Origin of the sequence: Borborobacter arsenicus (assembly GCF_003934165.1) — a bacterium.
Taxonomy (GTDB): domain Bacteria; phylum Pseudomonadota; class Alphaproteobacteria; order Rhizobiales; family Rhizobiaceae; genus Pseudaminobacter; species Pseudaminobacter arsenicus.
The window spans coordinates 105,949-130,306 of sequence record NZ_ML133510.1 but is presented as its reverse complement, the minus strand read 5'-3'; the positions used below and the strand labels follow the sequence as shown (position 1 = coordinate 130,306).

General features: G+C 62.0%; 19 protein-coding genes and 2 pseudogenes. 10 read left to right on the top strand and 11 right to left on the bottom strand.

From position 1 onward, the window contains the following. The first annotated feature begins 7 nt into the window (after nt 1–7). On the top strand, nt 8–334 hold the full coding sequence (locus EET67_RS04250; RefSeq protein WP_128624974.1) for a hypothetical protein: 327 nt from the start codon (nt 8–10) through the stop codon (nt 332–334). Continuing rightward, nucleotides 331–381 (top strand): annotated as a pseudogene (locus EET67_RS26575) (hypothetical protein); the annotation flags it as partial. The gene EET67_RS04250 and the pseudogene EET67_RS26575, both read left to right, overlap by 4 nt. A gap of 179 nt (nt 382–560) precedes the next feature. On the opposite strand, the gene EET67_RS04240 reads toward EET67_RS26575, so the two are convergent. From EET67_RS04240 to xylF, 4 genes are all read right to left on the bottom strand, one after another. Then, entirely contained in the window at nt 561–2,228 is a 1,668-nt protein-coding gene (locus EET67_RS04240) for a CHASE domain-containing protein (protein ID WP_128624973.1), read from the bottom strand. An 84-nt stretch (nt 2,229–2,312) separates the two neighbouring features. Next, nucleotides 2,313–3,101: an ATP-binding cassette domain-containing protein gene (locus tag EET67_RS04235; protein ID WP_128624972.1), complete on the bottom strand. Its 789-nt coding sequence runs from the start codon at nt 3,099–3,101 to the stop codon at nt 2,313–2,315. 14 nt (nt 3,102–3,115) lie between these two features. After that, nucleotides 3,116–4,435, bottom strand: coding sequence for a sugar ABC transporter permease (locus EET67_RS04230; protein WP_128624971.1), 1,320 nt, complete (start codon nt 4,433–4,435; stop codon nt 3,116–3,118). Between the two features lie 190 nt (nt 4,436–4,625). Continuing rightward, nucleotides 4,626–5,669 carry a D-xylose ABC transporter substrate-binding protein gene (gene xylF, locus EET67_RS04225; protein ID WP_128624970.1) on the bottom strand — a complete coding sequence of 348 codons (1,044 nt, stop codon included), beginning with the start codon at nt 5,667–5,669 and terminating at the stop codon, nt 4,626–4,628. A 171-nt stretch (nt 5,670–5,840) separates the two neighbouring features. Between xylF and EET67_RS26570 the strand changes: the two are divergent. Further along, nucleotides 5,841–7,054 (top strand): annotated as a pseudogene (locus EET67_RS26570) (ROK family transcriptional regulator). Nucleotides 7,055–7,060: 6 nt separating this feature from the next. Here EET67_RS26570 and phoB read toward each other — a convergent pair. The 7 genes from phoB to EET67_RS04185 all read right to left on the bottom strand — a co-directional run bounded on the left by phoB (nt 7,061) and on the right by EET67_RS04185 (nt 17,368). After that, the gene (phoB, locus tag EET67_RS04215; RefSeq protein WP_128624969.1) at nt 7,061–7,750 is read right to left on the bottom strand and encodes a phosphate regulon transcriptional regulator PhoB; all 690 of its coding nucleotides are present in this window, start codon (nt 7,748–7,750) and stop codon (nt 7,061–7,063) included. Between the two features lie 23 nt (nt 7,751–7,773). Next, the gene (gene phoU, locus EET67_RS04210) at nt 7,774–8,478 is read right to left on the bottom strand and encodes a phosphate signaling complex protein PhoU (protein ID WP_128624968.1); all 705 of its coding nucleotides are present in this window, start codon (nt 8,476–8,478) and stop codon (nt 7,774–7,776) included. A 59-nt stretch (nt 8,479–8,537) separates the two neighbouring features. Beyond that, entirely contained in the window at nt 8,538–9,329 is a 792-nt protein-coding gene (pstB, locus tag EET67_RS04205) for a phosphate ABC transporter ATP-binding protein PstB (protein ID WP_425359504.1), read from the bottom strand. A gap of 38 nt (nt 9,330–9,367) precedes the next feature. After that, nucleotides 9,368–10,690 carry a phosphate ABC transporter permease PstA gene (gene pstA / locus EET67_RS04200; RefSeq protein WP_128624966.1) on the bottom strand — a complete coding sequence of 441 codons (1,323 nt, stop codon included), beginning with the start codon at nt 10,688–10,690 and terminating at the stop codon, nt 9,368–9,370. Continuing rightward, nucleotides 10,687–12,156 carry a phosphate ABC transporter permease subunit PstC gene (gene pstC / locus EET67_RS04195; protein ID WP_128624965.1) on the bottom strand — a complete coding sequence of 490 codons (1,470 nt, stop codon included), beginning with the start codon at nt 12,154–12,156 and terminating at the stop codon, nt 10,687–10,689. Before pstC ends, pstA begins: the two co-directional genes overlap by 4 nt. Before the next feature lie 117 nt (nt 12,157–12,273). Then, entirely contained in the window at nt 12,274–13,311 is a 1,038-nt protein-coding gene (locus EET67_RS04190) for a PstS family phosphate ABC transporter substrate-binding protein (protein WP_128624964.1), read from the bottom strand. Between the two features lie 307 nt (nt 13,312–13,618). Further along, entirely contained in the window at nt 13,619–17,368 is a 3,750-nt protein-coding gene (locus EET67_RS04185) for a response regulator (RefSeq protein WP_425359501.1), read from the bottom strand. Between the two features lie 309 nt (nt 17,369–17,677). Between EET67_RS04185 and EET67_RS04180 the strand changes: the two genes are divergently transcribed. From EET67_RS04180 to EET67_RS04150, 7 genes are all read left to right on the top strand, one after another. Next, nucleotides 17,678–17,926: a hypothetical protein gene (locus EET67_RS04180; RefSeq protein WP_128624963.1), complete on the top strand. Its 249-nt coding sequence runs from the start codon at nt 17,678–17,680 to the stop codon at nt 17,924–17,926. Nucleotides 17,927–18,025: 99 nt separating this feature from the next. Beyond that, a complete protein-coding gene (locus tag EET67_RS04175) occupies nt 18,026–19,078 on the top strand; it encodes a dipeptidase (protein ID WP_128624962.1) in 1,053 nt (350 codons plus the stop codon). 49 nt (nt 19,079–19,127) lie between these two features. Beyond that, nucleotides 19,128–20,771 carry an ABC transporter substrate-binding protein gene (locus tag EET67_RS04170; protein WP_165899783.1) on the top strand — a complete coding sequence of 548 codons (1,644 nt, stop codon included), beginning with the start codon at nt 19,128–19,130 and terminating at the stop codon, nt 20,769–20,771. A gap of 39 nt (nt 20,772–20,810) precedes the next feature. Then, a complete protein-coding gene (locus tag EET67_RS04165) occupies nt 20,811–21,854 on the top strand; it encodes an ABC transporter permease (protein ID WP_425359503.1) in 1,044 nt (347 codons plus the stop codon). Nucleotides 21,855–21,859: 5 nt separating this feature from the next. After that, nucleotides 21,860–22,777: a nickel transporter permease gene (gene nikC / locus EET67_RS04160; protein WP_128624960.1), complete on the top strand. Its 918-nt coding sequence runs from the start codon at nt 21,860–21,862 to the stop codon at nt 22,775–22,777. Further along, entirely contained in the window at nt 22,774–23,607 is an 834-nt protein-coding gene (locus tag EET67_RS04155) for an ABC transporter ATP-binding protein (protein ID WP_128624959.1), read from the top strand. Before nikC ends, EET67_RS04155 begins: the two co-directional genes overlap by 4 nt. Further along, nucleotides 23,604–24,353, top strand: a complete 750-nt coding sequence (locus EET67_RS04150; protein WP_128624958.1) for an ABC transporter ATP-binding protein — start codon at nt 23,604–23,606, stop codon at nt 24,351–24,353. The genes EET67_RS04155 and EET67_RS04150 overlap by 4 nt, the downstream gene beginning before the upstream one ends. Nucleotides 24,354–24,358 lie beyond the last annotated feature (5 nt).

Genomic DNA, 24,358 nt, shown 5'->3' with positions numbered 1-24,358 from the left:
CACGCCCATGGAACACATTGCTGCTCTGCTGCTGATAATCGGATGTTCCGGCGATTTTCAAGAGTGCCATGAACTGCCGGCCCCGGTGCCGATATATGAGACGATGGAGGAGTGTGATGCGGTTCTTCCCGACACACTTCGCGAATTTTCCGGCCGAAAGCCGCATGTGGTGGCGCAATGCGTCTATGTCGATCCCGCCATGGAAGAAGAAGACGCCGTGCTGACATGGGATATCCGACCCGACGGCACGCTTGATGCTTCGGTCGGCCCGGCGGAAGTCGTCGTGGCTTCCAATCCGGTGCAGCCATCCAAAAAGCCTTTGGGCCAAGAATGAAGTCGGCGCCGCGCGCAGTCCAGCAGAAGGAGGGAGAAACCGTCATTTTCTCCTGGAGCGCCTATCAATCGCGCAAAGCCCGCAACAAAAATAAACGAGAAGGTGATGGCCGATCCCCGTCAACGCGCCTCGGACATGCCCTTCGACTGCAAGCGCATGATCTATGGCGGGTTCAAATCGATCGTCGAACTGTAGGCATGTAGACAACGCATTCTGCCGCGCTGTTCTATTTTTTCTTTCGTGCCATCGCGCTCAGGGGGATTTCGATCCTGACGACCAACCCCTCAACACGATAGTCGCGTTTGATCGTGCCGTAGAGTTCGCGGGTGATGTTCATGTCGATCAGCTTGGTCCCGAATCCGGTCTTTTCCGGGGCCCCGACCGCCTTGTTGCCACTCTCGGTCCAGGTCAGATAAAGGCGCTTCTCGCTTCTTTTGCCGCGCACTTCCCATCTGACCTTGAGCGCCGCCGCTGAGTTTCCGGCCTCACCATATTTCAGCGCGTTGGTTGCAAGTTCGTGAAACGTCAGGCCAAGGGCCTGGGTGGCGGTTTCATCAAGCAACACCCTCGGCCCTAACAGCATGTCGTCGGACAGTTCCTTGCCGAAAACCTGGCCGAGCTCGATCTGCAGCAATTCGCCGAGATCGGCCTTTTGCCAGCGCGAGCGCGTCAGCATGTCCTGTGACGCAGCCATCGCCTGAAGCCGAGCTGCAAAGGAGGTGGAGAATTCCTCGACGTCCTTTGCGTGTGCCGCCGTCTGGCGTGCCATGGCAAGGACCCTGGTAATGGAGTTCTTGATGCGATGCTTCATTTCCTGAAGCATCAGATCCTTTTCCAGGAGGCTCTTTTCGGTGGTTTCATGAAGCCGTGAAACGGCGGTGTAAGCCCGCTCCTGATAGCGGGCCACCAGCGCAATAGCCCCTGCAAGCAACAGGCCGAACAGACCCAGCATCACCGGAATGGTCGGCGAAGACGGCTCGGAGAAGGCTTCGGTCGGCCGGAACCGGATGGTCCAGGGCCGCCCGGCCAGAACGATGTTGCGGGTTATGCGGAAGTCCTCGCCATAGCTGGGATCGGGGGCTGCAGGGGTCCGGTAAAACAGATTGTCGTCCGACACAGTGCCGTCGAAGACCTCTGCATTCACCGGCAGCCGCGGCGCCGATCCGAGCGCGGCCTGAAACAGGTCGCCGGTGCGAAAGGCCACATAGACCAGGCCGACCACATTCGAATAGGGATCGCTTTGCTGGACGGGCGCACCCACTTTTTTCCCGACGCGGGCAAACACCAGGAAGCCCGGCACCTGCTGGTTGCTGGCACCCTCCCCGCCAAGAATGATCCTGGAAGTTGCACGCGGGGCGTTATTCTCCAATGCCATTTCGATCGCCGATCGGCGTGCCGGCTCAGTGAACATGTCGAAGCCGATGCCGGAAGGATCGGCCGGGTCGAGCGGCTCATAGAGCATGACCGGTGTCCGCCATGGCTCGCTGGATTCGGGATGGATGGGCCGCGCAACGCCGTGGATCGCCTCAATCTTGCGCTCGACCGCGCCCTCTTCCCCGCGCTTTGCCAGCCCGAGAAACCCGACCCCGCGCAGGCCCTTGAAGTTATTTTCTATATCGAGCGCATCAAAGAAGGACTTGAATTCCGCGCGCGAAACCTCTCCCTGACGGGCATCGAACAGGGCCTGTGTCGCGCGCAACAGGGAAAGATGCAGGTCCAGACGCCCCTCGATGCGATTGATCGCATCGTCCACCGTCGCCTCGAACTTGAAACGCGCCGCCTCCTGGGCTGCAAAATAGGCGAAGCCGGCCATTGCGATGCTCGCCAGAGCAACTGCGAGAAAAACCGCAACGGAGAGGAACTTCCTCAAGGACCAGGTCTGCTTGTTTCTCATCCCGACATTTCTTATCGGGTAGTGAAACGAATGCAATGGCCATATGGCACTAATAGCCGGAAGACAATTACAGGTTGCAGTGTGTCATGCTGCCATGGTCATGGCTCCCGGTCCGGGAATGGCGCCCGGCGGACACTTGCCGAGGATGATCATTCCCAGCACTTCGTCCTTGGTCACGTCCTGCGTGCGCGCAGTGCCGACGACCTGCCCGTTCTTCATGACGCAGACGCGGTCGGCAAGGTCGAATACATCATGAATATCGTGGCTGATCAGGAATATGCCTATGCCATCCGCCTTGAGCTGCTTGACCAGTTCGCCGACCTGCGCGGTCTCCTGCGGGCCAAGGGCTGCCGTCGGCTCGTCCATGATCAGGATACGCGCGTTGAAGAGAATGGCTCGTGCAATCGCAACGGACTGGCGTTGCCCGCCCGAAAGCCTGACGACAGGGTCCTTGAAGCGCTGGAAGCGTGGATTGAGCCGCCCCATCACCTTGCGCGCCTCGGCCTCCATGGCGACGTCGTCCAGCGTCCCCCATGCGGTACGAAGCTCTCGGCCGAGGAAAAGGTTGGCCGCCGCGTCCACATTGTCGGCAAGCGCCAGCGTCTGGTAGATCGTCTCGATACCGTATTTCTTGGCATCGCGCGGATTTGAGATCTGCGCCTCCTCGCCATTGACGAAGATCGTGCCGGCATCCCGCCTGTAGGCACCGGACAGGATCTTGATCAGCGTCGACTTGCCCGCACCATTGTGGCCAAGCAGCGCAACGACCTCGCCGGCATGAAGATCGACCGAGGCATCGTCCACGGCCCGGATGCCGCCGAAGGCAATCGACATATTCCTCATTTCGACGAGCGGAGCGGGTGACTGGTCCATGGCAAGTTCCCCTTTCACTGGGCCCGGCGCCGATAGAGCGTGTCGAGCCAGACCGCGACGACCAGCACGAAGCCGACCACGATGTTCTGCAGCGGCGTGTCGACGCCGAGCAGCACCATGCCCGATTGCAGCGACTGCATCAGCACGGCACCGAGCATGGCTCCGGCAACAGTGCCGACACCGCCGGCGAGCGAAGTTCCGCCGATCACCGCCGCCGCAATCACTAGAAGCTCGTCCAGCGTGCCCTGGGCATTGGTCGAGGCGTTCAGCCGTGCCGTGGAGATCGCCGCGCTAAAGGAGGCGAGCAGCCCCATCAGCATGAACACCTTCATCGTCACCCAGCGCGTGTTGATACCGGCAAGCTCGGCTGCCTCCGGATTGCCGCCTATGGCAAAGACATAGCGGCCGAACCGGGTCCGCGTGGCGATGAAGGTCACGATGATGCCGGCGGCGACCGCCATCAGCACCGGAACGGCAATGCCGTGAGAGATGAAAAGCCCGCCTTCCGGAATGGTGATGTTGTTGGCTTCGGCATATCGGCGCACGGTGCCGGCCGGCCATGGATAGGAATTCGCTACCCAGACCGCACCGAGGATGACGCTGGAAACGAGAATGCCGAGGAACACCTCCGCCCATACCGGCCGCAGCGGAAATTTGAAGCGCTTGCGCTGCGCACGGCCTGACATCAACATCAATATGACTGCCACACAGGCAACGAGCCCCACGACCCAGCTCCAGCTTGCACCGATCGAGCCTCCCGGTCCGCCGCCCATCAACCGGAACGTCGCGTCCATCGGCGCCACCGTCTGGCCGCTGGTGACCCACCAGGCCGCGCCGCGCCACACCAAGAGACCGCCAAGCGTGACGATGAAGGACGGGATCGCCAGATAGGCAATCAGGAAGCCTTGGAGGGCGCCGATGACCAGCCCGACCGCCAGCCCGGCCGCAAGCGCAATGATCCAGATCGTCGGGTCGCCAAGCGGAAGCCCGATGACACGCGGCAGGAACATGGCCTGGGTCACACCCATGATCATGCCGACGAAGCCGAGCAGCGAGCCGACAGACAGATCGATATTGCGCGTGACGATGACCAGCACCATGCCGGTTGCCATGACCGCGACCGACGACGACTGCACCGACAGGTTCCACAGATTGCGCGGCGTCAGGAACAGCCCGTTCGACAATATGTGGAAGCCCATCCAGATGACCAGCAACGCGCCGACCATCCCCAACATGCGGGTGTCCAGTTCGGTTGCCTTGAGGAACCTGGCGACTGGGCCAAGCTCGGACGCCCGCGCCCCCTCCAAGGGTGCGTTCGATGTCACCTCGGTCATGACTTCCTCCCTGGGGGCTGCTGGTCCGTGCCGATGCGTCGCCTCATCCTAGAGCAATTCCAGGATCGGTGGAAACCGGTTTCGATTCCGAACCGCGCAGAAATCAGGCACACGACCACAGATATCGCCGGCTGGGGGCGAAAGCGGCGTGCCGCAGCTTGACCCGCGGCACGCCGTTCGACTACCCGTCTCAGTTGCAGGCAGGGACCGAACCTGCCGCGACACCCTGGCAGACCACATCCTTGGATACCCAGCCTGCATCAATGACGATATTGAGGTTGTCCTTGGTGATCGGAACCGGCTTCAACAGCACCGAATTCATCTCGACCCCGGCCGGGCCTCCATTGAACTTCACCACATTAGGGATGGCATCGAGCGCCGTACCCTCGGCAAGCTGGACGGCAATCTCCGCCGCCGCCTTGCCCAGTTCGCGTGAATCCTTCCACACCGACACCGTCTGCGTGCCAAGCGCGATGCGGTTCAGCGCGGCGTGGTCGCCGTCCTGGCCGGAAACGGGGACGGAACCGGCGAGGCCCTGAGCATCGAGCGCGGCGATCGCCCCGCCCGCTGTACCGTCATTGGAAGCCACGACCGCATCGACCTTGTTGTCATTGGCGGTCAGGAACTGCTCCATGTTCTTCTGGGCATTGGCCGGCAGCCAGCCATCCGTATAGGCCTCGCCAACATTCTTGATCTTACCAGAATCGACCGCCTCCTTCAGCACTTCCATCTGGCCGGCGAACAGGAAGTCGGCATTCGGATCCGCGCCCGAGCCCTTGATGAAGACATAATTGCCTTCCGGCTTCACGTCATAGACGCCCTTGGCCTCCATGCGACCGACCTCCTTGTTGTCGAAGGTCAGATAGAAGGCGTCCTTGTTTTCGATCAGACGGTCATAGCCGACGACCGGGATGCCTTCCGCGACAGCCTTCTCTACCGCTGGCGCAATGGCGCTCGAATCCTGGGCGAGGATAATCAGTGCATTGGCGCCCTGCGCAATCAGGCTTTCCACATCGGTGAGTTGCTTGGCGGCCGACGATTGGGCATCCGCCGAAATATACTTGTCGCCGGAAGCCTCGAGCGCCGCCTTGATGGCCGCCTCGTCAGTTTTCCAGCGCTCCTCCTGGAAGTTCGACCAGGAAACGCCGATGATCTTGTCCTTCGCATGCGCGACATTCGCGAGCGTCAGAGATATTGCGACGCCCGCCAGCATGGCGGTAGCAAATTTCCTCATGATTTCCTCCCTGGCGCCCGGGGCGCGCTGACTAAAAGTCTTAACGGAAGCTTTTTTTCGAGCCTCGAAAAAAAGAATGACCGATGCCGGGACTTCTGTCAATATTTTCCGTGCCCGGTTGACCGGTCCCGTCGAACACGGGATGGGATGCCGCGTGAAGGAGTGGAAACCATGACTGTCGCGATCCGTCACGACGATCTGCGCAAGCGCAACCGCGCTTTGGTCATTTCAGCGGTGCGGCGCTCCTGTCAGCCGTCGCGCACAGAGATTGCCGCTTCGACCGGGCTCAGCCACTCGACGATTTCCGCCATTTGCGCCGATCTGATCGCGGAAGGCATATTGATCGAGACAAGCCGGACGGAAGCGGCGTCGCAAAAGCGGGGCCGCCCACAGGTCGCGCTCGGCCTCAACTCCACCGCAGCCGAAATCGTCGCCGTGGTGCTGTCGCTCAACTTCCTCTCCGTAGCCGTGATCGACTATGCGGGGAACATCGTTTCGGAAGAGAGCCGGAAGCTCGGAACGCTGGCTGCCTCAAGGACTGAGCTGGTCGGCGAATGTGTTGCCATGGTGAAGCGCCAGATCGAGCTCGCAGGAAAAGCGGCGTGCGCGTGCTTCGGATCGGCATGGCCGTGCAGGGCACCACGGATGCGGCCGCCCGCATGATGCTGTGGTCGCCGATCACTCCCCACGCCGATATCGGTTTTGCCGATTATCTGGAGCAGGAGACCGGCATTCCAGTCACGCTGGACAATGACTGCAACATGATCGCCGTCGCGTTGCGCTGGCGTGACCCGGCACGCTACCGCAGCGATTTCATCGCCGTTCTGCTCTCCCACGGCATCGGCATGGGCCTGATGCTCAAGGGCGAATTGTTTACGGGCACGCAATCGTCAGGCTGCGAATTCGGCCATATGGTCCACCGTCCAGACGGCGCGCTCTGCCGCTGCGGCCAGCACGGATGCATCGAGGCCTATGCCGGCAACTACGCCATCTGGCGCAATGCGCGCCAGGCAAGCGAGAACGAGACGCCACTGGCCGACATCACCGATGAAGACATGAAGGCGCTTGCCGATCGCGGCCGCGCCGGAGACGGCCCCGAGCGCGATGCATTCCGCAAGGCCGGCGAAGCGATCGGCTTCGGCCTCGGCAGCCTGTTTGCGCTGATCGATCCCGCGCCTGTCGCCATTGTCGGTATCGGTGCGGCGGCCTTCGACCTCATCGAGCCGCCGCTGCGCAATGCGATCGGCCGCACTGCCGGCGGCCAGCACAGCAATGCGATCTCCTTCGACATCGAACCCAACGAATTGCCGCTGATCCGCGAGGGCTGCACCATGCGCGCGCTGACCTATCTCGATCAGGAGATATTCGCGCCGGGCGTGATCTGAGGAAGTCTAATCTTCGCGGATGGCGTAGCCCGAGCCGCGGATGGTGCGGATGACGTCGGGCATGCGCCCATTGTTGACCGCCTTGCGCAGGCGCCCGACATGCACGTCCACGGTGCGCTCGTCGATATAGATCGTCTCGCCCCAGACATTGTCGAGAAGCTGGCTGCGCGAAAACACGCGTCCGGGATGGCGCATCATGAATTCGAGCAGACGGAATTCCGTCGGCCCCAGCTTGATCTCGCTCTTGCGGCGATAGACGCGGTGCGCCTCGCGGTCGAGCACGATATCACCGACCTTGAGCACGCTGGAGAGCACTTCCGGCTTGGCGCGGCGCAAGAGCGCCTTTACCCGCGCCATGAATTCCGGTGTCGAAAACGGCTTGACCAGATAGTCGTCCGCGCCGGTCGAAAGCCCGCGCACACGGTCGCTCTCCTCGCCGCGTGCCGTCAGCATGATCACCGGCAGACGCTCCGTCTCGGGGCGCATGCGCAGGCGGCGGCACAGTTCGATGCCCGACACGGCCGGCAGCATCCAGTCCAGCACCAAAAGGTCGGGTACGTTTTCCTGCAGCCTGATCTCGGCCTCGTCGCCGCGCGTGACGACCTCGACCTGATAGCCTTCCGATTCCAGATTGTAACGAAGCAGGACGCCCAGCGGCTCCTCGTCCTCGACCACCATGATCTTGGGTGAAATCATGCCTTGCCGTCCAATCCCGGCCTTCAGGCCGGCGCCGTCATTGAGGTTTCGTCGAGCTTCGGCCGGTTCGGCGGCAGCTGCTCACCCGTCATCACGTAATAGGCGTTTTCCGCAATATTGGTGACATGGTCGCCGATGCGCTCCAGATTCTTGGCACAGAACAGAAGATGCGTGCAGGCGGTGATGTTGCGCGGATCTTCCATCATGTAGGTCAGAAGTTCCCGGAACACTGCGGTATACTGGATGTCGATCTGTTCGTCGGCAGCGCGCAGCGCCTTGAGATCCCCGGCCTGGCGCGACACATATTTATCGACCACGCCGCGAATCTGCGTCAGCACCAGGCCCGACATGGCCTCGATGCCGTGCGAGAGGCTGCGTGGCGTCGGCGCTTCGCCGACCGCATTGACGCGCTTGGCGATGTTCTTGGCGAGATCGCCGATGCGCTCCAGATCGCCGGCCATGCGGATGGCGCCGACCACCGCACGCAGGTCCTGCGCCATGGGCTGGCGCTTGGCGATCAGCGTGATCGCCCGGTCGTCCAGCTCGCGCTGCCTTGCATCCATGATGGCATCGTCGGAAATGGTGCGCTGGGAAAGTGCCGCATCCGAGTCAAGCAGTGCCCTTATCGAGGCATCGACCATGGTCTCGGCCAGATCGCCCATGTCGCGGATCAACCGGTCGATGGCGCCCAGTTCTTCATCGAATGAGGTGACGGTATGATTGCCCATGGTCGGGTCCTCGCAATCCGTTCTTGAAGCGGCCGTATGCGTCTGCGCAGGCTGTGAAATCAGCCGAACCGGCCGGTGATGTAATCCTGCGTCCGCTTGTCGTCCGGGTTGGTGAACATCTTGTCGGTGTCGCCCTCCTCGACCAGATAGCCGAGATGGAACATTGCCGTGCGCTGCGACACGCGCGCCGCCTGCTGCATGGAATGGGTCACGATGACGATGGTGTAGTTCTGGCGCAACTCGTCGATCAGTTCCTCCACCCTTGCGGTGGCGATCGGGTCGAGCGCCGAGCAGGGCTCGTCCATCAGGATCACCTCGGGCGACACCGCAATGGCGCGCGCGATACACAGGCGCTGCTGCTGGCCGCCGGAAAGGCCGGTGCCGGCCTCGTGCAGCCGGTCCTTCACCTCATTCCAGATCGCCGCCTTCTTCAGGCTGGTCTCGACGATCTCGTCGAGATCGGCCTTCTTCTTCGCCAGCCCGTGGATGCGCGGTCCATAGGCGACGTTCTCATAGATCGATTTGGGAAACGGATTGGGCTTCTGGAAGACCATGCCGACGCGCGCCCTGAGCTCCACCACGTCGATCGCCTTGTCGTATATGTTCTCGCCATCAAGCGTGATCGTGCCGCTGACGCGCGCGCTGTCGATGGTGTCGTTCATGCGATTGAGGCAGCGCAGGAAGGTGGACTTGCCGCAGCCGGAGGGCCCGATCAGCGCCGTCACCTGATTTTCGCGGACATCGAGATTGACGGAAAACAGCGCCTGCTTCTCGCCATAATGGACGCAAACTTCCTGGCCCTGGATCTTGATCATATGTTGATCCTGCGTCGGCGCGAGTTTCTGTTCCATCGCAACATCCGTCAGCATGTTCATATCCTTATACCCCTTTACCACCGGCGTTCGAACCGACGGCGCAGAATGATGGCGGCAAGGTTCATCGCTGCCAGGAAGAGGAGCAGGATGATGATAGCGCCCGATGTGCGTTCCACGAAGGCACGCTCCGCCTCATTGGCCCACATGAAGATCTGCACCGGCAGCGCGGTCGCCGGATCCATGGGCGTCGCCGGATAGTTGGCGACGAAGGCGACCATGCCGATCAAGAGAAGCGGCGCCGTTTCGCCGAGCGCCTGCGCCAGGCCGATAATGGTGCCGGTAAGGATACCGGGGGCGGCCAGCGGCAGCACATGATGGAACACCATCTGCATCCTGGATGCACCGACACCCAGTGCCGCCGAGCGGATCGAGGGCGGCACCGCCTTCAGCGCCGCGCGTGTCGCGATGATGATGGTGGGCAGCGTCATCAGCGTCAGCACAAGGCCGCCGACCAGAGAGGCCGAACGCGGCAGCCCGGCGAAATTTATGAAGACGGCAAGGCCGAGCAGACCGAACACGATCGAGGGAACGGCCGCCAGATTGTTGATATTGACCTCGATCAGGTCGGTCATCCGGTTCTTCGGCGCAAATTCCTCAAGATAGATCGAGGCGGCGACGCCGATGGGCAGCGACAGCACCAGAACGATCAGCATCATGTAGAGCGAGCCGATCAGAGCCACGCCCATGCCGGAGGTCTCCGGCCGGCTGGACGCACCGAAGGTGAACAGGCCGCTATTGAAGCGCTCGGCCATCATGCCCTCTTGCGAAAGCTTGTTCATCCACTCAACCTGCTGATCCTTGACCTTGCGCCGCGCCTCCGGCACCGCCAGGTCGATCTGGCCCTTATGGGCGGAATCGACATCGGCCGCAGCGAGCACCCAGACATTGCGCGTGGTGCCGATCACTGACGGATCAGCCACGACGATGTCACGCAACTGGGTGCGTACGCCCTGAGAGATCAGGCCCGACACCAGCTTGAGGTCGGCGCGATTGGCCTTGTCCTCGACATCGATGCCGAGCTTTTCGGCCAGCGCATTGCGCGCCAGCACCGTGTAATTGGCGGTGAGCAGCTTGCCGGGATCAGTCGCCCGCTTGTTGTCTGGGTCGATTGTCTCGGCGTCAAAGGTGATCGGCAGGTTGATGGAGGTCTGCCAGAACGCGGTGTAACCGCCCTTGAACACGGTAAACAGCAGCGCCAGCAGGAAGAAAATGCCAAGCGCGATGGCGAATATCCCGTAGAAGCGGAAGCGGGCTTCGGCCGCATAGCGCCGCCTCAGGCCGATATCGCGTCTTGCGCGCGGGGCAACCTTGCCCTCGGAGAGCGACAGATCGGTCATTCGTACTGTTCCCGATATTTGCGGACGATGTAGAGGGCAAACACGTTCATGGCGAGCGTGATCGCAAACAGCGTGATACCGAGCGCGAAGGCGACCAGCGTCTGCGGCGAGGTGAATTCGAGGTCGCCGGTGAGCTGGTTGACGATCTTGACGGTGATCGTGGTCATCGCCTCGCCCGGATTGATGGTGAGGTTGGCAGCCACGCCAGCCGCCAGCACCACGATCATGGTCTCGCCGATGGCACGCGATGCAGTGAGCAGCAGCGCACCGACGATCCCGGGCAGCGCCGCTGGTAGGATCACCCGCCGCATCGTCTCCGACCGCGTAGCACCTAGCCCGAGCGAGCCGTCATGCATGGCACGCGGCACCGCCGTGATGATGTCGTCCGACAGCGAGGAGACGAAGGGGATGAGCATGATGCCCATGACCAAGCCGGCGGTCAGCACGCTCTGCGCCAGGATGAAAGGCTGGCCGCCGGCAAGGGCCGCGCTGAGGTCGCGCAGCAATGGACCGACGGTCGCAAGGGCAAAGATACCGTAGACGATGGTGGGGATGCCGGCGAGGATTTCCAGCACCGGCTTGACGATCGAGCGCACCCGCCTGGAAGCGTACTCGGCCATATAGATGGCGGCAAACAGCCCGATCGGCACCGCAAACAGCATCGCCACCAGCGCAATGTAGAGCGTGCCGGCAAGCAGCGGAATGAGCCCGAATTGCCCTGTCGTCCCGCCCGAACCGGCCGCCGCGAAGCGCGGGTCCCAGACGGTTCCAAAGAAGAAGTTCGACAGTGGCACGGATTGGAAGAAGGAAATCGTCTGGAACAACATCGACAGCACGATGCCGATCGTCGTCAGTATGGCGATGGTGGAAGCCGCCATCAGCCCCCACAGCATGATGCGCTCGACATTGTTACGGGCGCGCCTGCGCACGGAAATACCGGTGAGGCCGTAGACAGCGCCGGCAAGCGCCAGAAGAATGGTGCCGATCCCGGAGTAGCGGACCGAAGCGTCCGTCATCTCGTTATAGGCGACAGCGGCGGGGACCATGTAGGGCTCGCCGCTGGAGGCGAGCGCAACGCCCTTGGCAGCGAATAGTTCACGCAGATCGACGCTGCCGGCCTTGGCCTGTTCCAGCTCGGCATCGCTCAGGCGGCGCACGCCATCGCCGATACTGGTCACCATGCCCATGAGCAGCGATTTGTTGCTGTCAGGAGCAGTTTGCACCTGCTCCGGCAGATCGTTCCAGACGGCGTTTTCCACATAGGCCGGGCTTGCGGCCTTCCACAGCGCCAGGAACAGGATTGCCGGCAGGACCGCCATGACGAACGCGTAAGCGCCGTGATAGCCGGCGCGCGAATGCAGTTTCTGCCCGGCCTCCGGCCTCAGGCCAGCAGCACGACGATAGGCCACAGCGAAGGCCGCGGCCCCGATGGCCAGGACGATGAGAAGGACGGTAGCTGCGCTCATATGCCGGCACTTCCTGGATCACACCGCATCAGAATTCAACCTGGACTTAGCGGCAGATCGGTTCTGACAGGCTGGAAACGGGCGCAGGCAATGACTGCCCGCGCCCATTTTCTATAATTACATGGTCTTGCCGGCGTCGAACGCTTCACGCTGGGCGTCGCGCTCTTCATCAGGGGCCGCAACCAGACCATATTCGGCCAGCGGGCCGTCGGGGCCAACCATTTCGTCGGAAAGGAAGAATTCCACATATTCCTTCAGGCCGGGAACGACGCCGAGATGCGCCTTCTTGACATAGAAGAACAGCGGACGCGAGACCGGATACTCACCAGCTGCGATAGTCTCGGTCGACGGCGAGATGCCGGAGACGGTCGCGACCTTCAGCTTGTCGGCATTGTTTTCGTAGAAGGCGAGACCGAACACGCCCACGCCGGTCTTGTTGGAGTCGATGCGGGCCAGGGTCTCGGTGTAGTCGCCGTCGATGTCGACAGCCTTGCCGTCCTTGCGCACCGCGATGCAGGCGGCAGCGGCAGCCTTGTCGTCAAGGCCGGTCGCCTTGATCGCGTCGAGCGCGCCGGTAGCCTTGCAGCCCTCGGCCAGCAGCTTTTCTTCGAACACTTCGCGCGTGCCGTGCTTTTCGCCGGGGATATAGGCGGCGATATCCCAGTCGGGCAGGTTCGGGTTGACTTCGTTCCACTTGGCGGCGGTGTTGGCCACCAGCTTGCCGTCCACGATCACCTGGGCTGCAAGCGCCTTATAGAGGTCTTCCGGCGCCAGCGCCCAATCCGGGCCGTTGATGTCGGTGGCGAATACGATGCCGTCATAGCCGATGCGCACTTCCTGGATGTCGGTCACGCCGGCATCGGCACAGGCCTTGACCTCGGAGTCCTTGATCGGGCGCGAGGAATTGGCGATGTCGATGGTGCTTTCGCCCACGCCTTTGCAGAACTCCTTGAGGCCGCCCGACGAGCCACCGGATTCGACCACCGGCGTCTTGAACTCGGAGAATGCTTCGCCGAAATTCTCGGCGACGATCTTGGCATAGGGAAGCACGGTCGAGGAACCGGCGATCTGGATCTGGTCGCGGGCTGCGGCATAGCCGGCCGACGCGGCAAGCGCGATGGCCGCGGCCGACGCCGTGAGAATGATCTTGTTCATAAGGCCTACTCCTGTCGGAAATCTGGTCCGTCCAACGCGTTTTTCCCGCGTCGCGAGTGGCCTTAACGCCGTATTGTAACAGCTGCATGACAGTTTCGTGTCATGTCTGTCATGCCGGAAAAATGTGAAACCGCCTAGTGTGGTGGATTTGAAGTTCCTGTCATTTACATGGCATCAGCGTTCAGGAACTTCAAATCCATAAACCACACTAGATTCAATAAGTTGCCAGTGTAGCTTTGAACCCGAAATTCGCTCCCGACCTCGCTCCAAAGTGATGCGAATTTCGGATTCGCAACACTGGGCCCCGTCAGCCAGCCTCGCGCTGGCCGTCCCGGCCTGAACCGACCCAGCGTTCGACTTTTTCAAGCAAGGCTTTCGGGCTGATCGGCTTGGCAAGATAGTCGTCCATGCCGGCTTCCAGACAGCGCTCGCGATCGCCCTTCAATGCATGCGCGGTCACGCCGATAATGGGAATGCGGGTCGATGTTTTAGCCTCCATCTCCCTGATCTGCGCCGTTGCCTCCAGCCCGTTCATCTCCGGCATCGAAACATCCATCAGGATCATGCGCGGCCGCATTTCGCTGAAGGCTTCGAGCGCTTTGCGGCCATTGGCGGCGATTTCGAAAGTGTAGCCGGTTTCACCCAATATCTGGGTGAACACCAGTTGATTGACCTCATTGTCTTCCGCCACGAGGATGTCGAGCCGATGATCGGCAGAAGCAACCGGCCGACTGCGGGTCCTGAGGCTCGCAGCGGCTGGCGCTGCAATGCGGTCGCCTTCCGCCACCTCCTGCACCGGCCATTGGGATGCCGGGGCAGGAATTATCCGCGAGCGCCGGCGCTGGATCGCCGCGACGAGCGCTTCGAGCAGGGTCGATGAGCGCGCCGGCTTGATCAGTTGCGCATCGATCGCCAGATCCCGGAAGCTGGCATTGGCAAGCGACTGGTCGACAGAGGTCAGCATGACGATTGGCGTTGCGGCAAGTGCGGGGGTGGTTCGCACGATCCGCGCCATTTCAGCCCCCGTCATGCCCGGCATCTGATAGTCGAGCACGATGCAATCGACCGGAATGCCATAGGCGGCGGCCGCTTCCAGCACCTTGATCCCCTCGGGGCCGCTTTGTGCCGCACAAGCATCGAAAGTCCAGGACGCCATCTGCTCCATAAGGATCGAGCGGTTGACCGCATTGTCATCGACAACCAGTACACGCGCGCCCGTCACGTCGATCGGCGTCATCTTGCGTCCCTCCGGCCGGCCTGCATTCGGCAAGGGCAGCGTGAACCAGAAAGTCGAGCCCTTGCCCTCGGTGCTTTCCACGCCGATCTCGCCGCCCATCAGGTTCACCAGCCGCGAGGTGATCGCCAGGCCAAGTCCGGTCCCCTCGTGCCGCCGGGTCGACGAGGAATCCACCTGGCTGAATTTCTCGAAGACGATCTTCAGCTTGTCGGCGGGAATGCCGATGCCGGTGTCGGTAACGGCGATGCGCAGATGGGCGATCCCCTCCACCGTCTCGCCCGCCACATCGATGAGCACATGCCCGGCATCGGTGAATTTGACGGCGTTGCCGACCAGATTGGTGATGATCTGGCGGATGCGCCCGACATCGCCAACGAAAAGATCGTGCAGATTGGGCGCAACGCGGGTGATCAGCTCGAGGTCCTTTTCCTTGGCCCGGGTCGAAACCAGCGTCGCGACATCTTCAACCGCCTCGGCAAGATTGAACGGTGCCGGGTCGAGAACGAGCTGGCCGGCATCGATCTTGGAGAAGTCTAGGATATCGTTGATGATCGTCAGCAGGGCATTGCCCGACTTCACGATGATGTCGGTAAATGTCTTCTGCTTCGGATCGAGATCGGACTTGGCCAGAAGTTCGGCCATGCCGAGCACGCCATTCATCGGCGTGCGGATTTCATGGCTCATATTGGCGAGGAATTCGGACTTGGCCCGGTCGGCAAGCACGGCCTGGCGCTGCGCCTCCTGAAGCTCGGCCTCGCGCTGCTTCAGTTCAGTGACATCGGTGCTCGACCCGATCAGATGCACGGAGCCGTCGATCGAGACAAGGCGGTTCTTCTTGGCGAAAAGCTGGCGCACCGTGCCATCGGCGTGTGTCAGCGTTTCTTCCGTCTCGCTCAACTCACCGCTGCGCAGGACTTCCCGGTCGCGTTCGGCAAAGCCCTCGCCTTCCTCGCCGAAGAAATCCAGATCCGTCTGCCCGATCGCAGCCTGCTGCGAAATGCCGGTTATCGCGCTCCACGCCTTGTTGACGAATTCGAACGCCAGATCGGCATTCTTGACATAGGTCGAAACCGGCAACTCATCGAGCACATGGCGGAAGAGGTCGATCTGCCGCATGCTGTCGCGCAGCGCCTTTTCGCGCGCCTTCAACTCGGTGATATCGACCCGCACGCCGATATAGGTGCCGTCATCCATGCGGGAATCGAACACCTGGAACCACCGCCCGTCCACATGCTGGCGTTCCGAAGCCGCATGGCTGACATGGTAACGCTCCAGATACCTTTCGACCCAACCCTGGCCGTCCTTGTCATAGAGCCTGTCGATTTCCGGGTCGCCGCTTTCACGGAAATATCCGGCCGCATGGGCAAGTTCCATGGCATCACGAAGCGTACAGCCCGGCCCCCAGGCCCCCGCGAGCGCTGGCAGCGCGGCCTGCAGCTTGCGGTTCGCCAGCACGAACTCATCGTTACGATCGTAGATGATGACGCCGGCCGGCAGCGATTCCAGCACATTGGCCAATTGCCTGCGCGCCTGGTCGGCCTCGTTTTCGCGCGTCTTGATCTCGGTTACGTCGAGCAGGAAACCGGCGACATAATGCTTGTCGTCGGTCACGCTGACGCGGGTCTTGCGCACGATCTGCGACTTCGACTGGCCTGCGACCTGGATATTCTCTTCCGTCTCATAGAGGTGTCCCGAGGCAAGCACCTGCCGCTCGGCGCTTTCGTATCTGGCCGCCTTCTCCTGCAAAAGGAAATCACGATCCAATCGCCCTAATATTTCGGCCGGTTTCCTGTTGTAGAGCGAGGAAAACGCCTCATTGACGAAGACATATTTCAGGTCGCCATCCTTGACGAAGATCGGGTCCTCGATGCTGTTGAGCACGGCTTCGGCAAGCTTGGTCTTCTCAAGCGTTTCGGCAAGCTGCTGCTCGCGCTGCTTCATCTCGGTGATGTCATAATAGCAGACGAGCCGCTTGCCGCCCGAAAGTGCGGTCACTGAATAGATCATGGTGCAGCAATCAGCGCGCTTGAACTCGCGCGGCGCCACATCGCCGGCGCGGATTTCCGCCAGCCGCCCGGCGACATAGCTTTCCCATTTCTCGTCGCTGACATTGTAGATGCCGTTGTAGCGGTTGATGTCGATCAGCGCGCGGAACGGCGAGCCGACGCCGATGTCCTGGGGCGTCACCTTCCAGAGCTTGTAGAACTCCTTGTTGACGATCTCGGCATTCAGCTCCGCATCAAGCAGCACCACCGCCATCTTCATGGAATCGAGAAGCCGCTCGACGTCCGACACCGGCTGGCCGACACTTGTCGCGACACCGGGCGCCTGTGGCGTCACCATTTCCGCCAGTATCGACGCGATGCCGGTGACGTTGCGCGCGACGCCGCGATAGCCTTGAAACGCCCTATCCCGGTCGAAGCGCGGAAAACCGGAAATCGAAACCAGGCGGCAATCGGCGCGCGCACCGCTCAATTCATAGACGAAATCGCGGAAGGGCCGGCGCGCCTGCAAATCTTCCAGATGAGCTGTGGCGCGTTCGCTGCCTCTGGCCGACTGCTTCAGGAAATCGAACCGGAAGCGGCCCAGCACCTGTTGCGGATCGATGCCGGAAATCGACTGATAATTTGCCGACAGCCAGGAGAATCGAAGCTCGGCGTCGGTCTCCCAAAGCCAGTCCGTGCCTGCATCGAGCACATCGCGCATTTCATCCATGGAAAGGGCGCGCTGCGGGCAACAGTCGGCACCGCCCAGGAATGCTCGTTCCTTGGCCCCTGCCCCAGTTTCCTGTGGCAGCACGGCTTCTTCCATATCTCTCATTTCTCGCGCCCCCGGATGCGCCGGCCGAATGCGAGCGCATCACCTCCGCGCGCAACTGTGGCGGACAAAATTTAACGTTTCACTAACCTTAACAATTGGCGACCGGAGGCGAAGACGGTTGCCATCTGCCAACCCGCCGCTAAAGCATGTTGCAGCCAAGTGGACTCACTTGGCGTCGCACACATGCGGCAAAATCATTTAGTTAGACCATGATGTCGTCCGAAAACCGTTTCACACTTTTCGGCATCATGGTCTAGTTTAGCGGAGGAAGCGGGCAGTCCCGCCCGACGCACTTTCGGAGACGCCTGCATGCCCAATCCCCGCCCGATCGCCACCGCACCAAAGAACGGCAGCAAGGTGCAGGTCTACTGGACCGATATGGACGGCCAGGAAAACGAATCCATCGCGCAATACCGCTCGGCCGAGATGCTGCAGGCGCTGGGCGGCACGTGGGACGAGGCCGATATCGGGTGGTGGGCCTTCATCGATTCCAGCACGCAAAAGAAGATCAATCCGCATTCCTGGCTATCCCCCACCGACGCCGAGGAGGAGGATTGATCGCAGCCTGGTCTGAACTCTGGCCGACGCGACTGCCGCCTGTGACCCTTGATCTCCTCTTGGCGATTTGCATCATCGCCAACAAAAGATGGAGTTCAGATGCACCCGATTTTTGACGGCCACAACGACGTTCTGCTGCGCCTTTGGAACCATCAGCGGGATGGCGCCGACCCCGTCGACGAATTCATCAAGGGCACGGATGAGGGCCATATCGACCTGCCCCGCGCTCGCGCCGGCGGCCTGGCCGGCGGTCTGTGCGCGATCTATGTTCCGTCCGGGCATCTTGTCTTGAAGAGCCCCGCTGCCGACGGCAGCTATGCCACCCCGCTTTCGGCTCCGCTCGCGCGTGCGCCCTCACTCGACATCGCGCTGGAGATGGCAGCGATTGCGCTGCGGCTCGAACGCGCCGGCGGTTGGCGCCTATGCCGTTCCATGGCCGATATCGACGAGGCAATGGCGGAGGGACGCTTTGCCGCCGTGCTTCACATGGAAGGCTGCGAGGCGATCGGCGCTGATCTCGCCGCACTGGAGGTCTTCCATGCTGCTGGCCTGCGTTCTCTCGGCCCGGTCTGGAGCCGCGACAACATCTTCGGCCACGGCGTTCCCTTCGCTTATCCCATGAGTCCCGACACCGGCCCCGGGCTGACCGATGCGGGGCGGGCCCTGGTCAGGGAATGCAACCGGCTCGGTATCCTGATCGATCTTTCGCACATCACCGAAAAAGGCTTCTGGGACGTCGCCGAAATCAGCGACCAGCCTTTGATCGCCAGCCATTCCAATCCGCATGCGCTGGTTCCGGTCGCCCGCAACCTCACCGACAAGCAACTCGATGCCGTCCGCGCCAGCAACGGCCTGGTCGGGCTGAACTTCGCCGTGACCATGCTGCGCGAGGACGGTCGCGAAGACGCCGACACCCCCTTGAGCGACATGGTCCGCCACATCGACTATCTGGTCGAACGGCTTGGAATCGACGGCGTTGCCATCGGTTCGGATTTCGACGGTGCGCTGATCCCGCATGAAATCGGTGACGCAGCCGGGTTGCAAAAGCTCGTTGTGGCCCTCCAAGGTGCGGGCTATGGTGACGCGGAACTGGCTAAATTGTGCCGGGAAAACTGGTTCCGGGTCTTGCGTTCCGCCTGGCATGAGAACTGAATTTGCAACCAGAACGATAATTTCGGCAACAAAACAGGGAACAAGTGAAATGATGATGGGAAAAATGAATGCGCGCTTCCGCCCCCGTTTGGCTGGAGCTGCGCTGTCCATGCTCTTCCTTGCCGGCTCGCCTGCGCTTGCCGATACACCGGCGGACACGCTGGTTCAGGCCTGGGCCATCGACGACACCATCACGCTTGATCCGGCGGAATCCTTCGAGCTCAGCCCGGCCGAATTCATCGGCAACGCCTATGACATGCTGGTGCGCCTCGATATCGACGACACCACCAAGGTCAAACCCGGCATCGCCGAAAGCTGGGAGATTTCCGACGACGGCCTCACCTATACCTTCAAGCTGAAGCCCGGCATCAAGTTCGCTTCCGGCAACCCGATCACCGCCGAGGACGTTGCCTGGTCGTTCGAACGCGTCGTCAAGCTCGACAAGAGCCCGGCCTTCATCCTCACCCAGTTCGGCCTTACCGGCGACAACGTCACCGAAAAGGCCAAGGCCGTCGACGAGGGCACCTTCGTACTGACCGTCGACAAGCCCTATGCGCCGAGCTTCGTTCTCAACTGCCTGACCGCCACGGTGGGCGCCGTGCTCGACAAGAAGCTGGTGATGGAACATGCCGAGGCCAAGACGCCGAGCGACGACTACAAATACGACACTGATTTCGGCTATGCGTGGATGAAGACCAACTATGCCGGCTCCGGCCCCTTCAAGATCCGCGACTGGCGCGCCAACGAACTCGTGGTGCTGGAGCGCAACGACAATTATTATGGCGAAAAGCCCGCACTCGCCCGCGTCATCTATCGCCACGTCAAGGAAAGCGCCACCCAGCGCCTGATGCTGGAGGCCGGTGACGTCGATGTAGCCCGCAATCTGGAGCCGGGCGATCTGGAGGCCGTGCAGAAGAACGCCGATCTCGCTTCCACCAGCGCGCCCAAGGGCACGGTCTATTACATCAGCCTCAACCAGAAGAACGAGAACCTTGCCAAGCCCGAGGTTCGCGAGGCCTTCAAATATCTGGTCGACTACGACGCCATCGGCGCCACGCTGATCAAGGGTATCGGTGAGATCCACCAGACCTACCAGGTCAAGGGCGTGCTTGGCGCGCTCGATTCCAACCCCTACAAGTTCGACGTGGCCAAGGCCAAGGAACTCCTGGAAAAGGCAGGGCTGAAGGACGGCTTCTCCGTTACCTTCGATGTGCGCAACACGCAGCCGGTAACCGGCATTGCCGAATCCTTCCAGCAGACCGCCGGCCAGGCGGGCGTGAAGATCGAGATCATCCCCGGCGACGGCAAGCAGACGCTGACCAAGTACCGCGCCCGCAACCACGACATGTATATCGGCCAGTGGGGCATGGACTATTGGGATCCGAACACCAATGCCGACGCCTTCACCTCCAACCCGGACAACAGCGACGATGCCGCGGTGAAGTCGCTGGCGTGGCGCAATGCCTGGGACATTCCGGAACTGACCAAGCAGGTGCAGGCCGCCCTTCTGGAGCGAGACAACGACAAGCGCGCCGAGATGTACCAGAAGCTGCAGCAGGAGGCGCTGGACACCAGCCCCTTCGTCATGATCTTCCAGCAGATCGAAGTTGCCGGCCTGCGCGGCAACGTCAAGAACTACCGGCTGGGACCGAGCTTCGATTCCAACCCGCTTGCGCCCGTCTCCAAGGAATGATCCTGAAGGATCAGCCCGGTGAGCAGCACTGAAACGCAGATGCCGGCAAGGCGCGCCAGCCGGCGCGCCTTGCCTATTCTCAAATCGGTCGCCGGTTTCGTGGCGATCGTCGCCACCACCTATCTCGGCCTGCTCGCCGTCACCTTCTTCATCGGCCGGGTGGTGCCGATCGATCCGGTGCTGGCGATCGTCGGCGATCGTGCGCCCGCCCATGTAGTGGAGCGCGTGCGCCAGGAAATGGGCCTCAACCTGCCCTATTACCAGCAGTTCGTGCTTTATGTGAAAGGTGTTCTGCAAGGCGATTTCGGCACCTCGGTGCTGACCACCAACCCGGTGATGACCGATATCCGCCGTGTCTTCCCGGCCACCATGGAACTCGCCACCGCAGGCACCATCATCGGTGCTGCCTTCGGCATACCGCTCGGTGTGCTGGCGGCGGTCAAGCGCGGCAGCATCGCCGACCAGATCGTGCGCATCCTCGGCCTCATCGGCTATTCCGTGCCGATCTTCTGGCTCGGCCTTTTGGCGCTGTTGGTATTTTATGCAAGGCTCGGCTGGACGTCGGGCCCCGGCCGCATCGACGTCGTCTATGAATACTCTTTCACCCCGGTCACCGGCTTCTACCTGATCGATGCGGTCATCAACCGCGACTGGGCAGCCTTCCGCGATATCTTCTCGCACATTATCCTGCCGGCCTCGCTGCTCGGCTATTTCTCGCTGGCCTATATCAGCCGCATGACTCGCTCCTTCATGTTGAACGAGCTCAGCCAGGAATATATCGTCGCCGCGCGTGCCAAGGGCCTGTCCGAAACCCGCATCATCTGGGGCCATGCGCTGCGCAATGCCGCCGTGCCGCTGGTGACGGTGATCGCGCTTTCCTATGCCGGCCTGCTCGAAGGCTCCGTGCTGACCGAGACGGTATTCGCCTGGCCGGGGCTCGGCCTCTACATCACCAATTCGCTGCAAAATGCCGATATGAACGCGGTGCTCGGCGGCACCATCATCATCGGTTCCGTCTTCATCGCCATTAACCTGTTTTCCGACGTGCTTTACCGCATGCTCGATCCCCGCACGAGGAACTGACGAGGATGAGCCAAGCCACGATGACGCGCCGCGAATGGCTCCTCACCGACCGGCCGCAATCGCGCCTGCAGGCAAGGCTCGGCCGCGCCTATGTCACATGGCGGCGCTTCACCGCAAACTGGCTCGCCGTTGTGGGCATGCTCATCATAATGGGACTGATCCTCATCGCCTTGTTTGCGCCGCTCCTGGCGCCCTATTCGCCCTATATCGGCGATCTGGCCGGCAAGCGCCTGCTGCCGCCGGGCGCCGGCCATTGGCTGGGCACCGACGACCAGGGCCGCGACATCCTCTCGCGCCTCATTTACGGCTCGCGGCTCACGCTTCAGGTGGTCGTGCTGGTCGCGGTCATCGCGGCCCCCATCGGCCTGCTCGTCGGCACGGTCGCCGGCTATGCTGGCGGCTGGCTGGATGCTGTGCTGATGCGCATCACCGACATCTTCCTTGCCTTTCCCAAGCTGGTGCTGGCGCTGGCCTTCGTCGCAGCGCTTGGGCCCGGCATCGGCAACGCCATCATCGCCATCGCCATCACTTCCTGGCCACCCTATGCCCGCATCGCGCGCGCCGAGACGCTGACGGTGCGCAATTCCGACTATATTTCGGCGGTGCGGCTGATGGGCGCCTCGCCCTGGCGCATCGTGCTGCGCCACATCATGCCGCTCTGCATCTCCTCGCTGATCGTGCGCGTCACGCTCGACATGGCGGGCATCATCCTCACCGCAGCCGGCCTTGGCTTCCTCGGCCTCGGCGCGCAACCGCCGCTGCCCGAATGGGGTGCGATGATCGCGTCGGGCCGGCGCTTCATCCTCGACCAATGGTGGGTTGCGGCCATGCCGGGCTTCGCCATCCTGATCGTCAGTCTCGGCTTCAACCTGTTGGGCGACGGCCTGCGGGACGCGCTCGATCCGCGCGGCAGCAGCCAATGAACCCGCTTCTGACGGTCGAAGACCTGCATGTGCGCTTCCCCACCCGGACCGGCGTGGTTGAGGCCGTGCGCGGCGTCTCCTTCACGCTTGGCCGCGAAAGGCTGGGCATTGTCGGCGAAAGCGGCTCCGGCAAATCGCAGACCGGCCGCGCCATCATGGGCCTGACCCCAACGCATGCCGAGATTTCGGCCAAGCGCATGGAATTCGACGGCATCGACCTGCTGCGTGCTCCGCCTGCGCAACGCCGCGCACTTCGTGGCAATCGCATCGCCATGATCCTGCAGGACCCGAAATATTCGCTCAACCCGGTGATGACCATCGGCCGCCAGATCGTCGAGACGCTGCGCACCCATGAAAAGGTCAGCCAGGCCGAGGCGCGCAAGCGGGCGCTTGCCATGCTCGAAGCAGTGCAGATCAGGGATGCCGCCCGCGTCTACGACCTCTACCCGCACGAAGTTTCCGGCGGCATGGGCCAGCGCGCCATGATCGCCATGATGCTGGTCGCCGGACCCGAACTGCTGATCGCCGACGAGCCCACTTCGGCGCTCGATGTCACCGTGCAGCTTGAAGTGCTGGGAATTCTCGACCGGTTGGTGCGCGAGCGCGGCATGGGGCTGATCTTCATTTCGCACGATCTGCGGCTGGTTTCATCCTTCTGCGACCGCGTGATCGTCATGTATGCCGGCAAGATCGTCGAGGAACTTGCCGCCTCCGAACTCAGTCGTGCCGAGCACCCTTACACGCAAGGTCTGCTCGACTGCATGCCGCGGATCGGCGCCGACCGGCACCCCCTGCCCGTCCTCGAACGCAAGCCGGAATGGGCGCTATGACGACAGCACTCGCAATCGACCGGCTGCGCGTCACCTTCGACGATTTTACCGCGCTGAAGGATGTCAGCCTCGCCGTGGAATCAGGCGAGTCTTACGGCCTGGTCGGCGAGTCCGGCTCCGGCAAATCGACGCTGCTGCGCGCGGTCGCCGGCCTTGCTCCGGTCTCGGGCGGGACGATCAACGTCAACGGCAAGCGTCTCGGCAGGCACCGCGACAAGGCCTTCTACCGGGAAGTCCAGATGGTGTTCCAGGACCCCTATGGCTCATTGCATCCGCGCCAGACGGTCGACCGCCTGCTGCTTGAACCGCTTGCCATCCATGGCTTCGACAATAGCGAAAGACGCATCATGCGCGCGCTTGACGAGGTCGGGCTGGGCTCCGGATTCCGTTTCCGCTATTCCCATCAATTGTCCGGCGGCCAGCGCCAGCGGGTGGCCATTGCACGCGCCCTCATCCTTGAGCCGTCGATCCTTTTGCTCGACGAACCGACTTCCGCGCTCGATGCATCGGTGCAGGCGGAGGTTCTGAACCTGCTCGAACAGGTGCGCGCCGACCGCAAGCTCACCTTCGTGATGGTCAGCCATGATCTCGCCGTCATCGCCCATATGTGCGACCGGTTGATGGTCATGCAGAACGGCGAGGAAGTGGAACAATTGACGGCGGCCGAGCTTACGGCGCGGCGGGTTGAGAGGGACTATACGCGCAACCTGCTGGTCGCCAGCGAGGGCTTCCGATCCGGCGCGTAAAGCGC

Coding starts and splice junctions, on each gene's coding strand:
- EET67_RS04250 (WP_128624974.1), top strand. CDS start 8: ATGGAACACATTGCTGCTCTGCTGCTGATAATCGGATGTTCCGGCGAT.
- EET67_RS04240 (WP_128624973.1), bottom strand. CDS start 2,228: ATGAGAAACAAGCAGACCTGGTCCTTGAGGAAGTTCCTCTCCGTTGCG.
- EET67_RS04235 (WP_128624972.1), bottom strand. CDS start 3,101: ATGGACCAGTCACCCGCTCCGCTCGTCGAAATGAGGAATATGTCGATT.
- EET67_RS04230 (WP_128624971.1), bottom strand. CDS start 4,435: ATGACCGAGGTGACATCGAACGCACCCTTGGAGGGGGCGCGGGCGTCC.
- xylF (WP_128624970.1), bottom strand. CDS start 5,669: ATGAGGAAATTTGCTACCGCCATGCTGGCGGGCGTCGCAATATCTCTG.
- phoB (WP_128624969.1), bottom strand. CDS start 7,750: ATGATTTCACCCAAGATCATGGTGGTCGAGGACGAGGAGCCGCTGGGC.
- phoU (WP_128624968.1), bottom strand. CDS start 8,478: ATGGGCAATCATACCGTCACCTCATTCGATGAAGAACTGGGCGCCATC.
- pstB (WP_425359504.1), bottom strand. CDS start 9,329: ATGGAACAGAAACTCGCGCCGACGCAGGATCAACATATGATCAAGATC.
- pstA (WP_128624966.1), bottom strand. CDS start 10,690: ATGACCGATCTGTCGCTCTCCGAGGGCAAGGTTGCCCCGCGCGCAAGA.
- pstC (WP_128624965.1), bottom strand. CDS start 12,156: ATGAGCGCAGCTACCGTCCTTCTCATCGTCCTGGCCATCGGGGCCGCG.
- EET67_RS04190 (WP_128624964.1), bottom strand. CDS start 13,311: ATGAACAAGATCATTCTCACGGCGTCGGCCGCGGCCATCGCGCTTGCC.
- EET67_RS04185 (WP_425359501.1), bottom strand. CDS start 17,368: ATGAGAGATATGGAAGAAGCCGTGCTGCCACAGGAAACTGGGGCAGGG.
- EET67_RS04180 (WP_128624963.1), top strand. CDS start 17,678: ATGCCCAATCCCCGCCCGATCGCCACCGCACCAAAGAACGGCAGCAAG.
- EET67_RS04175 (WP_128624962.1), top strand. CDS start 18,026: ATGCACCCGATTTTTGACGGCCACAACGACGTTCTGCTGCGCCTTTGG.
- EET67_RS04170 (WP_165899783.1), top strand. CDS start 19,128: ATGATGATGGGAAAAATGAATGCGCGCTTCCGCCCCCGTTTGGCTGGA.
- EET67_RS04165 (WP_425359503.1), top strand. CDS start 20,811: ATGCCGGCAAGGCGCGCCAGCCGGCGCGCCTTGCCTATTCTCAAATCG.
- nikC (WP_128624960.1), top strand. CDS start 21,860: ATGAGCCAAGCCACGATGACGCGCCGCGAATGGCTCCTCACCGACCGG.
- EET67_RS04155 (WP_128624959.1), top strand. CDS start 22,774: ATGAACCCGCTTCTGACGGTCGAAGACCTGCATGTGCGCTTCCCCACC.
- EET67_RS04150 (WP_128624958.1), top strand. CDS start 23,604: ATGACGACAGCACTCGCAATCGACCGGCTGCGCGTCACCTTCGACGAT.